The 14,980-nt window shown below is 42.0% G+C and carries 13 protein-coding genes; 1 reads left to right on the top strand and 12 read right to left on the bottom strand.

Annotated features, from left to right (window positions below):
* Genes JXL83_01365 through mraZ form a run of 8 tightly spaced genes read right to left on the bottom strand, consistent with a single transcriptional unit; the run spans position 1 to position 7,415 of the window.
* Entirely contained in the window at positions 1 to 1,083 is a 1,083-nt protein-coding gene (locus JXL83_01365; protein MBN2362763.1) for a phospho-N-acetylmuramoyl-pentapeptide-transferase, read from the bottom strand.
* Positions 1,076 to 2,416, bottom strand: a complete 1,341-nt coding sequence (locus JXL83_01360; GenBank protein ID MBN2362762.1) for a UDP-N-acetylmuramoyl-tripeptide--D-alanyl-D-alanine ligase — start codon at positions 2,414 to 2,416, stop codon at positions 1,076 to 1,078. Before JXL83_01360 ends, JXL83_01365 begins: the two co-directional genes overlap by 8 nt.
* Complete coding sequence (locus tag JXL83_01355; protein ID MBN2362761.1) at positions 2,401 to 3,870, bottom strand: UDP-N-acetylmuramoyl-L-alanyl-D-glutamate--2,6-diaminopimelate ligase; 1,470 nt, start codon at positions 3,868 to 3,870, stop codon at positions 2,401 to 2,403. The genes JXL83_01360 and JXL83_01355 overlap by 16 nt, the downstream gene beginning before the upstream one ends.
* Positions 3,867 to 5,519: a penicillin-binding protein 2 gene (locus JXL83_01350; GenBank protein ID MBN2362760.1), complete on the bottom strand. Its 1,653-nt coding sequence runs from the start codon at positions 5,517 to 5,519 to the stop codon at positions 3,867 to 3,869. The genes JXL83_01355 and JXL83_01350 overlap by 4 nt, the downstream gene beginning before the upstream one ends.
* Positions 5,512 to 5,808 (bottom strand): hypothetical protein, encoded by a 297-nt coding sequence (locus JXL83_01345; protein MBN2362759.1) that lies wholly within the window; start codon positions 5,806 to 5,808, stop codon positions 5,512 to 5,514. The genes JXL83_01350 and JXL83_01345 overlap by 8 nt, the downstream gene beginning before the upstream one ends.
* Positions 5,805 to 6,695, bottom strand: a complete 891-nt coding sequence (gene rsmH, locus JXL83_01340) for a 16S rRNA (cytosine(1402)-N(4))-methyltransferase RsmH (protein ID MBN2362758.1) — start codon at positions 6,693 to 6,695, stop codon at positions 5,805 to 5,807. The genes JXL83_01345 and rsmH overlap by 4 nt, the downstream gene beginning before the upstream one ends.
* A complete protein-coding gene (locus JXL83_01335) occupies positions 6,692 to 7,006 on the bottom strand; it encodes an STAS domain-containing protein (protein ID MBN2362757.1) in 315 nt (104 codons plus the stop codon). Before JXL83_01335 ends, rsmH begins: the two co-directional genes overlap by 4 nt.
* On the bottom strand, positions 6,987 to 7,415 hold the full coding sequence (gene mraZ, locus JXL83_01330; GenBank protein ID MBN2362756.1) for a division/cell wall cluster transcriptional repressor MraZ: 429 nt from the start codon (positions 7,413 to 7,415) through the stop codon (positions 6,987 to 6,989). The genes JXL83_01335 and mraZ overlap by 20 nt, the downstream gene beginning before the upstream one ends.
* 169 nt (positions 7,416 to 7,584) lie before the next feature.
* Between mraZ and JXL83_01325 the strand changes: the two genes are divergently transcribed.
* Entirely contained in the window at positions 7,585 to 8,841 is a 1,257-nt protein-coding gene (locus JXL83_01325; GenBank protein MBN2362755.1) for a replication-associated recombination protein A, read from the top strand.
* A gap of 10 nt (positions 8,842 to 8,851) precedes the next feature.
* Here JXL83_01325 and JXL83_01320 read toward each other — a convergent pair whose 3' ends face one another.
* Genes JXL83_01320 through JXL83_01305 form a run of 4 tightly spaced genes read right to left on the bottom strand, consistent with a single transcriptional unit; the run spans position 8,852 to position 14,839 of the window.
* Positions 8,852 to 11,209, bottom strand: a complete 2,358-nt coding sequence (locus tag JXL83_01320; protein MBN2362754.1) for a hypothetical protein — start codon at positions 11,207 to 11,209, stop codon at positions 8,852 to 8,854.
* A complete protein-coding gene (locus JXL83_01315) occupies positions 11,209 to 12,039 on the bottom strand; it encodes an AAA family ATPase (protein ID MBN2362753.1) in 831 nt (276 codons plus the stop codon). The genes JXL83_01320 and JXL83_01315 overlap by 1 nt, the downstream gene beginning before the upstream one ends.
* Before the next feature lie 14 nt (positions 12,040 to 12,053).
* Positions 12,054 to 13,598: a hypothetical protein gene (locus tag JXL83_01310; GenBank protein ID MBN2362752.1), complete on the bottom strand. Its 1,545-nt coding sequence runs from the start codon at positions 13,596 to 13,598 to the stop codon at positions 12,054 to 12,056.
* Positions 13,595 to 14,839 (bottom strand): imidazolonepropionase, encoded by a 1,245-nt coding sequence (locus JXL83_01305; protein ID MBN2362751.1) that lies wholly within the window; start codon positions 14,837 to 14,839, stop codon positions 13,595 to 13,597. The genes JXL83_01310 and JXL83_01305 overlap by 4 nt, the downstream gene beginning before the upstream one ends.
* Between the last annotated feature and the right edge of the window lie 141 nt (positions 14,840 to 14,980).

The raw sequence follows: 14,980 nt of genomic DNA, 5'->3' as shown, positions 1-14,980 counted from the left end.
TCACCTGATCTTTAATGTGCTGATGCCGATTAGAGCAAATAAAATAGCAAGCAGCCAGAATCTGACGACTATTTTACTCTCGGACCATCCGCATTTTTCGAAATGATGATGTATGGGAGTCATCTTGAATATTCGCTTTCCACCGGTTATTTTAAAATATGAAACCTGCATGATAACCGACAATGCTTCCAGAACGAACACACCTCCCACAAACACCAGCAGTATTTCCTGCTTCAGAAGAACGGCCATTAAACCCAGCGCTCCACCCAATGAAAGAGAACCGGTGTCTCCCATAAACACCTGGGCAGGATGAGCGTTAAACCACAAAAATCCGAGGCACGCACCGAAAGCTGCTGCTCCGAAAACAGTTAATTCTGCGGCAGACGGATCGAAACCTATGTGCAAATATTGCGAAGCCTTAATATTTCCAACTATGTATGCAACGACTGAAAATGAAGCAAAGGCAGTAGCCAAAGAGCCGGCGGCCAGACCATCGAGCCCGTCCGTTATGTTTACTGAATTAGACGCTCCGAGTATTACTGTAAGAATGAGTGGAATATAAAACCAGCCGAAATCAACCACAAGGTTCTTAAGAAAAAGAGCATTAGTCTGCGTTACTTTCAGCTCTCCATGAGAAGGAAATTTAAAAAGCACGAGACCGACAAAACCGGCCAAAAGTATCTGCCCCGCCAGCTTGTATTTCCCTCTCATGCCTTTTTTTCTTTTCATTTTCATCAAATCGTCAAGAAATCCGAATAATCCAAGCCACAGCAGAGAGGACAGAAGTATTATGACGTTTCTGTTTGTAAGATCCCCCCAAATCAACACAGATATTATAATCGAGACAATCATCAGTATTCCGCCCATGGACGGAGTTCCTATCTTTTTTTCATGGCCTTCGGGTGTAAATTCTCTGACTGTCATACCGGTTTTGTATTTTTTAAGTTTTCTTATTACTATTGGTCCTGCGAAAAATGAAATTACGAGAGAAGTTATTACTGCATATGCCGATCTGAAAGTTATATAACCCAGTATATTCAGTACAGAAAAAGATTCCCTGAATTGGAACAGCAACTTAAACACTTGCGCCGCCGTTTTTCAATGATTTGGCTATCATATCGAGCTCCATCGCCCTGCTTCCTTTTATCAGCACGACGTCTCCTTTTTTCATTATATTATTAAGTACATCCAGCGCCTGCTTCCAATCTCCCGCCTCATGAAAGATTGTTTTGCCGTTATTCTTGAATCCCTCTTTTACATGCTTTGCGTAAACGCCTACAGCGATTATTTGAGAAAAACCTTTTTTTGACGCACTCGTGCCGGCTTGCTCGTGAAATAAACCGCTTTCTTTTCCGAGTTCTTTCATATCGCCTATCACGGCAATTTTCCTTCCTTCGTAAGTCCCGGAAACGTATTCCAAAGCTGCCTCGAGAGCAACGGGGCTGGAGTTGTATGAATCGTTTATGAAAACAACTCCGTCAATTTCAAATGTTTCAAGCCTGTTCGGAAGCAGTTTCATCATTGCAATATTTTCTGCCATTCGCCGCATTTCAACACCAAGCAGACTTCCGACTTTTATAGCCGCAAGAGCGGCATAAAGTCCTGATTGACTGGGGACATTTACAGTGAAGTCTTGATTTTCTATTTTAAATTTGGTTTCGTTTTTTCCATACAGAATGCGTGTAATATTCTGACTCCGGATCCCGAAGTAAATCACATCACTGACCCGTGCATTTTTTATTTCTGCAAGCACGTCGTCATCTCCGTTGAGTACTGCCAAACCACCAGGGCCGAGATTTTCCAGTATTTCCATCTTTGCCTCAATGATATTCTTCAAAGAACCGAATATTTCAAGATGAACCGGAGCTATTTTAGTAACGACGGCTATGTCAGGTTCGGCAATTTTACAAAGCCTTGTTATATCTCCTTTTTTTCTCGCTCCCATTTCAAGGACGAATATTTCAGCTTTTTTGACATTGTTGAGAACAGCCATAGGAAGACCGATTTCAGTGTTCAGATTTCCTTCGTTGGCGACGACATGAAATTCTGTTTCCAGCACTGCTTTTATAGCTTCTTTCGTCGTCGTTTTTCCTAAAGAACCGGTTACGCCAATTACTTTGGCTCCGGAAACTTCGATTCTTTCTCTGGCCAGTTTTCCGATAGCTTCTATGCAGTCATGAACTAAGATCGAGGGTCCTCTGATTTTTTTTTCGCACATTACTGCGACAGCACCTTTTTTCAGCGCTTCTTCCGAGAAGACGTGTCCGTCAGTTTTCTCCCCTTTGATCGCCACAAATATTTCACCTCTGCGGATAATTCTCGAATCAACAGAAAAGCCAATCGCTTTTTTTTCAATTCCTGTATTTTCGACTGTCGCCCCTGTTATACCGGCAATATATGCTAGTTCGAATTCCATCCTAACTCCCTGAGGGCTGCAGCTGCTTCCTCTCTGTCGTCAAAGTCGATTACTTTATCTCCGCTTATCTGATACGTTTCGTGACCTTTACCGCAAACGACCACTACATCGTTTTTTTTAGCTTTCCTTATTGCAACCCTAATCGCTTCTTTTCTATCTCTTATAATCAGCGGTTTTGCTGACATTCCGTTTTCGATTTGTGAAATTATTTCATCCGGGTCTTCGCTTCGAGGATTGTCATCAGTCAGAATGATCAGATCTGAATATATCTCAGCTATTTTTCCCATGAGAGGTCTTTTGAGACTGTCCCTGTCACCTCCGCATCCGAAAACAGCAATCAACCTCGAAGGCTTCATGGCTTTAATGCTCGAGAGTAAATTCTCCAAAGCGTCAGGTGTATGCGCAAAATCTACGAACACGCTGAACGTAGCGTTAGATCGTATTTTTTGCATTCTTCCCGGGATTTCTTCAACACTTTCCAAACCTCTCTTGATGACATGAGTTTCAATCCCGAGTTTAAGAGCACATAATGCCGCTCCAGCAGCATTCAGAATGTTAATGCGCCCCGGTATTTTCAGTTCAATTTCAAAGTTCGCCCCTTCTCCCATGAAAAGGAAAGTGGAAAATTTTAAATCCGATTCCCCGGGTTCTATCCAATAATCCGATCCGTTTATCATGGAATAAAAATAAACGGGCTTCCTTGCAGCCTGCAGGATTTCACTTCTCCTTCCTACTGACGAATTGACACATGCAAAAGAATCATTTTTCATGAGCGAAAATATTTTCAATTTTGCCTCAAAGTATTTTTCCACATCGCCGTGCCAGTCGAGATGATCGTGGCCAAAACTTGAAAATATGACAGTATCAAATTTGACCTTTTCCACTCTTCCCATAGTTAGCGCATGAGAAGACACTTCTATGACCAGGTGACTGACGTTTTTATTTTTCATTTTTCCAATAATTCTGAATAACTCAACTGCAGGCGGAGTTGTATTGAAAGCCTTTTCGACTTCTCCGGGAAAGTAATGCCCCGTTGTCCCTATCATACCCGTGATATATCCCGCTTTATCGAAAATAGATCTGAGCATGAAAGCAGTGGTCGTTTTTCCGTTAGTCCCCGTAATACCGTTTAGAACAAGGGAATCAACAGGGTTACCGTAAATAAAATCAGCCAACTCGATCGATGTTTTTTTTACGTCGCGGCAGATTATGTGAGGCACTTCAAAGTGAATACCGGAGCAATTTTCCGAAAGGATCGCAACGGCGCCTTTTTCAACGGCTTTTTCCGCCCATTCAACTCCTCTTGAATTGTTTCCGTTTAATGCGACGAACACGTCGCCCTTTTCAACAGTTCTCGAATCCGGTCCTATACCGTGAATTTCAATTTCATCTGCATTAGCGCCCATTATCTTCAGATATTGGAATTTTTGCTTTATCTCCTTTAAAGTTCTCATATCTGGGTTCTCGCTGTCTCTATAACAGTCATGGTATAAATTATATAATTGGCGATTTCTCTGAAGACCGGAGCGGCCACTGCGCCGCCGTAGTAAGCTCCTCTGGGTTCTTCAATGACAACACATATTACATAATCAGGGTCTTCAGCTGGAAAATAACCCATAAAGGAGGATATGTAAGCGTCTTCACGGTAGCCTCCGCTTTCAGAAGCTATTTGAGCTGTTCCGGTTTTCCCGGCTATTCTCATGCCTTGTACGCGTGCGCTTTTTCCCGTTCCGGTTTCAACCGCTTCTACAAGGAGAGCTGTAAGAGTGTCTGTAATTTCTTCGGGCAGAACTCGCCTTAGTGTGTCGGTTTTTTTTATTAGCGTACCCCGTAAGGGAGAAACAATGCTGTCTACTATTTTCGGCCTTATCAACAGTCCGCCGTTGGCAACAGCTGCATAAGCCGCAGCCATTTGCAAAGGAGTTACAGACAAACCCTGACCGAAAGCCACGGTGGCAAGTTTCACCTCTATCCATTGACTTTCTTCGGGGACGGAACCTCTCGCTTCGTGGGGAAGATCAATGTCCGTTTTCTCGCCGAATCCGAAAAGCAGCAAGTGTTTATACAGAGTGCCCGCCCCTGTCTTCCTCGCGACCGTTACCATTCCTACATTCGATGAATGTATAAAAGCCCCTCTGAAATCGAGCGGCCCGTGAATCTCTGCGTCTTTTATTACGTAGTCTCCAATCTCAATTTTGCATTTTCCGGTTTCAACAATTTCATCGAGTTGAACCGAATTTGATGCAAGAGCGGCTCCGGCGATTATTAGCTTAAAAGTCGAACCCGGTTCGAACTGCCAGTCGACTGCCATGTTAATATTCCTTTCCCCTACAGTGACCATAGCCCTCACGGCGCCAGTGTTCGGGTCAATTATCACAACAGTTCCGGATTTTGCCGAAAAACGCTCCACGGCATTTTTTAAAGCCACATAAGCGATGTCCTGCACATCCATGTCTATACTTAAATAAACATCGTCTCCCCTGAATCTCGGTCTTTCCAATAAAGAAGCCCCCAGATACAAATTCCCCCTTTGTGTCAGCGACATGACGGCTGTGTCTTTGCCACCTCTCAGGAAATTATCGAAAGTATACTCGATACCCGATATTCCTATGTTCGCAGGATCGACTAATCCTATGAGATTGCTGAAAGATCCTGCCCTCCCGTAATATCTTATCTGATCATAAAACACCCCCACTCCGGGGATCATTTCATCTTTTACCGAACGGCTTATATCGTCCGATGCGTCCCGCATTATCCAAGTGAATCCGCGTTTATTGGTGGCAATTTCCAACAATTCTTCGGCTCTCATAACTCCTATATTTTCAAGTCTTTCGGCGCATTCCTCTTTGTTATCAATACTTTCCGGATACATAAAAACTGAGACTGTCTTATGGGAATAGGCAATGCATCTGCCTTTTCTGTCCAAAATTGCACCTCTTAGAATTTCAGGTGAAAAACTGTACGCTGTCATTTCCCTGGCCTTCTGACGGTAATTTTCTGAGAGAGCTACTTTTCCGGATTCGAGCGCGAAAACGAACAGTAAAGCGAACGCTAAAAAAGACAATATTTCTATTTTCGGATGTTTGCTGATTTTTTTAATCATCCGAAGAACCTTCCAAATCAATTATTGCTATAGACGCCGATTCGCTTGTTTCTACAAAGAAATATCCGAGAGTTTCCGAAAGCGACCTCAGGATTTCAGCTGAAAAAAAACTGTCGTCCAAAACTATCTGACCCTTCAACAATTCCTGTTTTTTCCTGTCGATTTCTCTCTCCATTGAAAACGTTTCGTTCGTCAAAGTCATTGCGGTTGATCTCTGAGTAACTGTCAGTATAAAACCCGCGAAAACGAATAATCCGGACAGCCCGGCCCCGATCAAAATCTTCTTCATCTTAAAAACTCCGCGCATCTCAAATGAGCGCTTCTCGATTTGCTGTTTTTCGCCTTTTCATCCTTTGAAGGTTTTACCACGTGTTTGAAAATCCTCGAGGCAATGTTCCGCTTTTCCCATTCGAGAAAACGGCTTTTTACAATTGAATCTTCCTGGGACTGATACGAAATTATAACGACCCTTCCGCCGGGATTTACTATACCGGGCAATTTTTCCAAAAGCAGTTCGAGTTCGGTGATTTCATCATTCACGGCCATTCTGAAAGATTGAAAACAGCGTGAAAGTCTTTTCGCCGCATCGTGCCTGGATCCTTTTTTTCTTATCAGGTCCGTAAGATCCCCGGTGGTTCTTATCTCATTTTTTTTTTCAAATATGGCTTTAGCCAGCGACTTGGCTTCGTCTCTTCTCCCTGAGACGGAAAGAATGCCGCGGAGATCCTCTATTGACGAATCCTTTATTATTTTTTCAAGACTGATTTTCTGATCTTTGTCCATTCTCATGTCGAGAGGGGTGTCAAATTTGTAACTGAAGCCTCTGTCAGAAACAAGCTGCATGTTCGACATGCCGAGATCAGCGAGCACGCCGTCGAATCTTTCATTATTTTCTGTAAAAGCATCCAATGCAAGCGAGAATCTCATGTGGAAGAACTTATGATCGGTGTTAAAATTTTTCAGTCGTAAGTCGGAATACTCCAAAGCTTCTTTATCCCTGTCAACACAAACAAGATACGAAGGTTTCAATGACCTCATTATCCAGTAGCTATGACCACCCTGACCCGCAGTCAAGTCTAGAAACCTTCCGCCGTAAAGAACCGAGAAGATCGAAACTACAAAGGGAACCATAACCGGATCGTGAACACTCCGTGAAGAATCCTGAGTTATAATCATTTTGTCAGGTCCGAAGTCCAGTTATAACCGGATAAATTCAGGACCGTAAGAAAATAATCGTTGACATTTTTCAACCTCAATTTCTTCCCTTTCGATCTCAGTTTTGTCTTGAGGGTTTCAAGGAGTACTCCGGTTTGAAAATGCATGTAATCCAGATTTTCCAGATCTATGACTATTTCGTATTCGTCTCCCTGAATCAATCTCTCGAGTTTGTTCATCTGAGAAGGCTTGTTGAAAGGATCAAAACCTCCGGATATGTGTACGACTTTCCTGGTTATTCTTTTTCTCACTTCAAATTCCCAGGCTTTCAAAATAGTCAACAATATTTTTGTCTATTTTTTCCATGACGGGCATATAGTTTGCATGAGACCAAATCTCGATAACATTCCCTCTTCCTACCGCAGTCATCTCTCTCTTGATATCTGCAAAAGATAAAAGTTCGGCAGGTATCTTCATTCTGCCTTTACCGTCTATGTCCATATAATCGCCTGATCCAATGAAATACCGCAGGACATTGCGTACATCATTTTTACTGGCGGGAAGACCAAGAAGTTTTTTTTCGAATTCCTCCCAGTCCTGGACCGTGTAAAGGTTTAGGCAACGGTCAAATCCCCTCGTCAAGAACATTTTGTTTTCATTGAGATCTTTCCGGTATCTGACAGGCAGGAAAAAACGGCCTTTATCGTCTATTGTGCATTTGTGCGTTCCATAAAAACCCATTTTTACCCCTTTTTACCCATTTTGTCCCACTTGTTATTAAAATAAACATGCGTAAAATTGTCAAGTATTATTTTTTATATGTAGAATTAACACCTTATAATACTTGTTAAAGGTAATCGAAAAATTCTGTTCCAAATAATTCAAATATAATATATTCTTTAGTAAAAATATGGACAACACCCCGCTCGCAGAAAAAATAAGACCTAAAAGCCTTTCGGATTTTTTTGGTCAAAATCACATATTGTCCGAAGGAGCTGAGCTTAATTCATGTTTCAAAAAGAATAAATTTCCTTCAATGATTTTTTGGGGACCGCCGGGATCAGGGAAAACCACTTTGGCAAAACTGATATCAGTGTCGAATCCGAACGTCCCATTTTACACTGAAAGCGCTGTTCTGATTGGAGTAAACAGAATCAGGGAAATCGCTTGTTCTGGTGTTTCAGGGATATTCGGACAATCTTTTCTTTTTCTCGATGAAATTCACAGATTTTCAAAATCACAACAGGACGTTCTCCTACCTTTCGTGGAATCGGGCACAGTCACTTTAATAGGCTCCACGACCGAGAATCCTTCCTTTTACATCAATCCGCCCCTGCTTTCAAGAGTCCGGCTTTTCATTTTCACTCCCCTGTCTGAAGAAGAAGTTATGAAAATACTAAAAAGAGCCGTTAAAATGACTGCCGGGCAATTTTTATCCGACAAAATCCTTTTAAAAATTTCCGACGCATCGGAAGGCGACGCGAGAAGAGCGATTAATCTGCTCGAATCAGTTCTTTCGGAAGACAACCGCGAGACAGAAATCGAGAAAAGACTTGAAAAGATTCTTCTTTTCGACAAAAGAGGGGATTATTTTTACGACATGATAAGTGCTTTCCACAAGAGCGTGCGATCCAGCGATCCCCAGGGATCATTGTATTATCTTGCGAGGATGATACTATCCGGAACCGATCCTCTATACATCTTGAGGAGAATGATACGTATAGCTTCGGAAGACATAGGTATGGCTGATCCCAACGCACTGACGGTAGCCGTTCAAGCCCGTCTCGCGTTCGATTACGTAGGTATGCCGGAAGCAGAACTTGCTCTGGTTGAAGCCGCTGTTTATCTTTCTACTGCGCCAAAGTCAAATGCTCTTTATTCTGCATGGAGCCGTGTTAACTCTACGATCAAAAAGACGGGAAATCTTCCGGTTCCTTTGCATCTCCGAAACGCACCGACAAAACTGGCTGAAGAATCTGGCCACGGCAAAGATTACAAATACGACCACGATTTCCCGGACGCCTTCTCGGGACAAGTGACTCTTCCTCCGAAAGTTTCCCAACTTTCATTTTACAATCCTTCGGACAGAGGTTTTGAAAGTGAAATAAAAAAAAGAATTGCTTTTTGGAACGGGAAAAGGCGGAAAATAAATGTAAGAAAAGAATAACGCCGACCGATTATTTATATTTTTTTATCCTGTCCTTTATGTCAGAAAAATCCGGATAAACTTTCATCACTTGGAAATACTGATGCTTCGCTTTTTCTTCCTCTCCGTTTTCTTCGTATAAACTTCCGAGAAGATACCTTATTCCGACAAGTTCATTTTCATTAAACTCGTTTCTTGAAATCACTTCCTCGAGTTGCCTGACAGCGGCGTGTTTCTTGTCGAGTTCGAGAAGGCAATTGGCTATCATTTCAATGGATTTAACGTAGGATTTTTTTGATTTTGTTGCTGTGTTGAATTCTTCCATGGCTTCTTCGATCAAACCCATCTCCTTGAATGTAATTCCGAGATCGTAATGAGCGTCGAAGTTTTCCCTTTCAGAAGAGCTAATGCTTTGATAAACCTCTTCTTTGAATTCGTCAATCAGCGTTCCCACGCTGTCTGCACTCATTCTGCTTTTTGCATGTTCGTGTTCGAGCAACTCGCTCAAGTCCAGGGATTGATGGTAAGGCTCTGCTTCAACAGGTTTCGATACATCTCTCGATATGACGCCGGGATTATCCGGTGCGATTTTTCTAAGTTTCTTCATTGTTTCTTCAGCGTCAACAAACGCTCCCCTCAGTTTTTGACAATCGTAAAGGGAAATATAGGCTTTGACTGCTTTTTCTTTATCATCCATTTTCAGGGCAATTTGAACCATTTTTTGTCTAGGTCTCAGTTCAAAAGGCCTGAGATCGACTATTTTATCATAAAGTATCCAGGCTTTTTCGAGCTGGTTCTCATCGTAATATGCTTCGGAAGCCTGATACAGATAATCTACAGCTTCTTCGACTTCACCGACTGAAAGCAAAAGGTCTGCTTGTTCTTCAAACTCTTCCCACGTTGATCTTTCGGTGAGCATTTTGTTCTGAGTTTCTTTGAGATCTCCTATCCCCTTGCTTTCGAGCATATCTTTTGCCAGCTCCGCAGCCAGATTGTTCCAAGAATCGACACCTCCTTCAAGAAGCGAATCAAGTGACAAGGACTGATCGAGAGAAGACATCGCTACTGTGTCTTCTCTTCTCTTTACTTTTTCATTAACTTCGATTCTCTGGAGGCTGTCCTGAACAAACACATGATCCCCCGCTTTGACATCTTTTATCTCCCTGATAAGTTCGTCCAGATCCAGGCCTGATAGCAAATCCTGGGTAGTATCAGCCGATTCGGCAAATTCTGATTTAGCTTCTTCGGTATTGTCTTCCATCAGTTCAAAAAAATCGTCCGTCTGTCTGGGTGCTGGTTCAGACGCGGCAAAAATCCGTTCCACGGGAACGACTTTACCGTTTTCTTTCGTCTTTTGAGCTTTCTTTGTTTCGAATATGTCTTCAAGTGACAAACCCCGGTCAATTTTTATGTCGCTTATGTCCAGTTCAATTTCCTTTACAGGTTTTGCTTTTATATCTTTTTCTTCTCTTTCAAATTCAACTTCAATAATTTCTATCCCTTCTCCGATTTTCGACAAGGTGGGAAGAGGAGCCAGTTGGGAGTCCTCAAGTTTTATTTCTACGTAAGGGTTCGCTACGGCCTCGGATTCCTTTTGTGCGACAGGAAAATCATCATAAAAATTCTGTGTTATCGTAGAGGCAATTTCCTCATTGTCGGCTGTTTCTTTAGCCTTTTCAATTTCTTCCGTGACAAATTCGCCGAGCATGAACCCGAAATCCCCCCGCTCTTCTCCCGCCTCTCTCTTTTCTTCTTTTCTTTCGCCGGTTATTACTGTTGTCATTTTTGACTTCATGGCTTCGATCTTTTTTTCAATTTCTTTAACGGCTTTTACTTCATTTTCTTTTTGAAAATATTTCTTCATGAATTCGTAATTTTCAACAACTTTTTGGTATTGCCCTTTTTGTTCCAGAAGGTCCGAATACTTAGCCCTGATTTTCATGTTCATGGGTTCAAGTTCGACGACTTTGTCAAAAGATTTGAAAGCCTCGTGTAGGTCATTCTGTTCGATTTTCCGGAAACCGTAAGAAGTCAATTCTTTTATGGCTTCCGCAATCATATTCTGTTTGAGGTAAAGTTGAGCTTTGTCGAAACCCAGTTCCTCCTCTTCGCCTTTCATTATTCTCGTCGACAATCTGGTGTATATACCCAGAGCTTCCCTCAGCATGTCAAGTTTTTCGTAGAGTTTCGCCGACAGTAAAAAATGTTCTTTTGCATCTTCGATTCTGTTAGTTCTTTCGAACAAATCGCCAAGTTGCTTGTGAACTTCGGGATCATCGTTTATTTCGAGAAGTTTCTTGCATATAACAATTGCTTCGTCGTATCGTTTGAGGCGTGTATAATCCGCCGCTTGTTTCAAAATCCTTTTTTCGTTTTGAGACAGTGGCATTAAAAAGCGTCTCCTTTTCTGAAACCAAGCATCTCTGCCACTTCGGCGACAAGATTTTCTGAGATGGGTTTTTGGTTGACGAGAGCCCCTTCAAAGAGAAGATTGTCACATAGTGAGTTTGTAGTTCTGGGACTGCCTTTTGAATATTTGAATATCAGAGAGTAGGCGTTCTGAGTAAATATAAAAGGATCCCCTCCCGCAGTGACGAATCTGTGCTGAATATATTTCACTGTCGATTGAAAATCCATGGCGTTAATCACAAGTCTCAAAGCCGCTCTTTGAGCGAGAGATTCATTTTTTTCAAAATGATGTAAAAAGTCAGGCGTTCCGAAAAGGACAAATGTCATAATCCTTCTGTTGCCTCTTTCAAGGTTTAAAAATCCTCTGATTTCCTCAAGTTGATCCGGATTGGTCATTTTATTGGCTTCGTCAATGAGAATGACGGTGTGTTTGTCTTCGTTATCGAAAAGCAGCAGTCTTTTTGTCACGAGGGCAAGAGCTTCTGTCTTGTCATCGGGAATTTCTCTCATTCCGAGAAGACCGGCGATCCTTTTTACAAGCCAACCCGGTTCGAATTCGCTGTGCATCAGCACCAGAAGTCCTGATTGAAGATTTTTATCGCTTCTCAGAAGATGCAGAAGATGTCTCGCCATAGTCGTCTTTCCGGATCCCACTCCTCCCGTGAGCACTCCGAGCCCCTTCCTGTCCTTTGCTATCCTCAAAAGGCGAGAATAGATCCTTGTGTATTCATTGCCCGGATAGAAAAATCTGAGATCCGGAACATTGTTGAAAGGATCTTCTTTAAGCCCGTAAAAATCCCTGTAGTGCATATATTCTCCTGTCATTACAAAAAATCAATGTTTCCTTCCGGTTCCTCGTCAGAAAAAGGATTTTCAATAACCTTTGAGTCCGGAACAGAAAATCCCGGAAATTCTTTCCCGGGCGTTTCATTGAGTTTCTGTTGATATGTGCTCGGAATGGAATCATCCTTCTCGATCTTGACATTGTCATCCTGCATATTCTCTTTTGTCCCTGTATCATGCTTAACCGGTTCATTGATCTGATCGGCTTTGTCTGCATGAGGTTCAAGTGCAGGAATATTTTTTATTTCCGGAGTATCCTCAGTTATAGCCAAGGATGCGTTCGTTTTTTGTATGAAATCATCTGACACTTGATTCATGTCTGTGCTCGGGGTGATCGAGTGAGGAGCGCTTTCGTTTTTGGTATATAATCCGATGGTTGTTTTCGATTCGTCTGGATTTCTGGTTTCTGAAAAAAGATCCGTTTTCTCCATTGTCGTCATAATCTCCCTTGTAAGATCGAGAACATCCTGATCAGTCGAAATAGGTTTGCGCACCTTTATTGATTTTATTTCACTTTGATTTATCCTGCCGGAACTGAGAAAAAAGTCCATGACCTCGTTGGCCCAGTCTATGTCCAGATTTGACAGTTCTGAAAAAAGATTCTCGATATAGGTCTTTCTCTGTCCTACGGAATATGTCAGGACTGAAAGAAGATATTCGTTCTTAGTTTGCTCGTAAAGAGCTCTTTTAAACAGGGACTGCGCGAGTTTTACGTGGTTTTCGGGAGCTTCAACGGGAATACTGTCGTATATGCCGTCAATGAAATTTATAACAGTTTCAGAAATGCTTTTGCCTGTACTGCCCGAAAAATCAGTTTTATGACCGTTGTCTAAAGTTTTTTTCAATTCTTTGACTTCGATAAGTCCTCCGTAGCCGAGTCTTTCGAGTGATTCTATGGAGTTCTTTAACTCGTCGAATCTTCTGAGTTCGACTGCTTTTTTTGCTAATTTTATGTAAGAATAAGCGGCGTTCTCATTTGAACCTATCTTTTCGAGATATTTCGGCACAGAAAAATCGAGTCCCTGGGCTACGTCTTTGGCTGAAACAGTTTCTATCACTTTCTTGGTTTTAACTATGGTGATAATATCTTCAAGCATTTTAAGTACTTCTGTATTCTGCTTGACATACTGTTTCAGGGATTCTATGTACAGAACGACGCTTTCGGCGTCGGAACCGTATGTTATAAAAACATCCCTAATGACATCGAACAATCCTGACCAGAACTTGGCTTGTATCGAAATCCTGTTTTGAACCTTGAAATAATTTCTGTAGTTCTTTTTCGAAAACACCCTCATCAGCTCCATAAATGCTAGACACTCGAAAAAATCATGTTTTTTTATGTATTCCTTTATGAGTTCTGACGATATGTCTTCGCCTCTTTTTTTCTGACCGGTGTTGAAATAAATTACAGATCTGAATTCCAAGGAGATGTCTTCTTCCTGCATTTTTTCGCTGAACCTGAGAGCTTCTTCCCATTTCCCGGTTTCGAAAAGCTTTTTAAATATTTCGACTTCTTCTTTTTTCATAATACCGATCTGATGACCTTTCCGTTTTTGACAACGATTTTAACCGGATTACTGCCGACAAAATAAAAAAGTTCATTCAAATACGGTGCTTCTACGAATATTATGTCTGCCTGTAATCCTTCTTTCAACATTCCTGCCCTGTTTTGTATTCCTGCAGAATATGCTGCGTTGACAGTTATCGAGTTGAGGACCTCTTCGAACGACATTGCCATTTTTAAAACCGCAAGACTTCCTATCAACCAGAGGGATTGAATGGGGCAGCTCCCGGGATTGAAATCCGTTGCAAGTGCTACCACACAGTTCCCTTCGATCGCCTTTCTCGCGGGTGCGAATTTATTCTGATTCAAAACCAGCTCGCTGCCGGGAAGTAATATCATGACAGTATCCGTTTTCGACAGTTTTTCAATGTCTTGCTCATTCATTTCAATGCAGTGATCCACAGACGAAGCGCCAAATTCGACGGCGAGATCCGTAGTTCCGGATCTCGTAAACTGTTCAGAATGAAATTTCATTCTGAGACCGTTTCCGACCGCCGATTCGGCTATCTTTCGAGCGTCTGAAACACTAAAAGCGCCTTTTTCACAGAATACGTCGCAGTATTTTGCCAACCTATTTTGAGAAATCTGCGGTATCATCTTTTCTGCAACCAGATCAACATACGCGTCTTTTTTGTTTTTGTATTCATCAGGTAAAGCGTGAGCGCCGAGAAATGTCGGGACAGTATCTACAGTTCCTTTTTTTGAGAGATTTGATATTACCTCCAGCATTTTAATCTCGTCTTTTTCAGTCAAACCGTAACCCGATTTAATTTCAACTGTCGTTGTTCCGTTTTCGATGAAAGAATCCATTAAGCCCGAGGAAAAAGCTTCAATATCATTGTAAGAAGCATTCCTTACGCTTTTGACTGTGCTCAGGATGCCTCCGCCTGATTCAAGGATTTCCAGGTAGGTTTTTCCCCTGGTTCGTTCGTAAAACTCGTCGACTCTCGATCCAAAAAAAACAGAATGAGTATGAGAATCTACAAGCCCCGGAAGGGCGGTCAAACCCTCCGCGCTGAATACCGCATCGACATCAGAAGCGCCGTATCTTCCCGAAGGAAAAATCTCCCTGATAACTCCGTTTTCAATAAGTATATCTACACCGTCCCTTAATCCGATTTTACTCAAATCGCCGCCTCTTTTCGGGACGTCACCTTCATCCATAGACACGACCCGAGCTATGTCTTTAAAAAGCTTTCTCATCCTATATAACCGGTCCTTTTAAACCGCCCTTGAAATCAATACATGTCAGTTTTTCACCAATTTAGGAATAACATCTTAATCTGAACATGTCAAGTTTATGCAAAGTTATGAAATCTTGTGTTTGTTTAAGTATTTATTTGA

It is taken from the genome of candidate division WOR-3 bacterium (assembly GCA_016934535.1).
Lineage (GTDB): Bacteria > SDB-A > SDB-A > SDB-A > SDB-A > JAFGIG01.
Note: the sequence above shows the minus strand (reverse complement) of the source record. Positions and strands in the feature narration are given on the sequence as shown.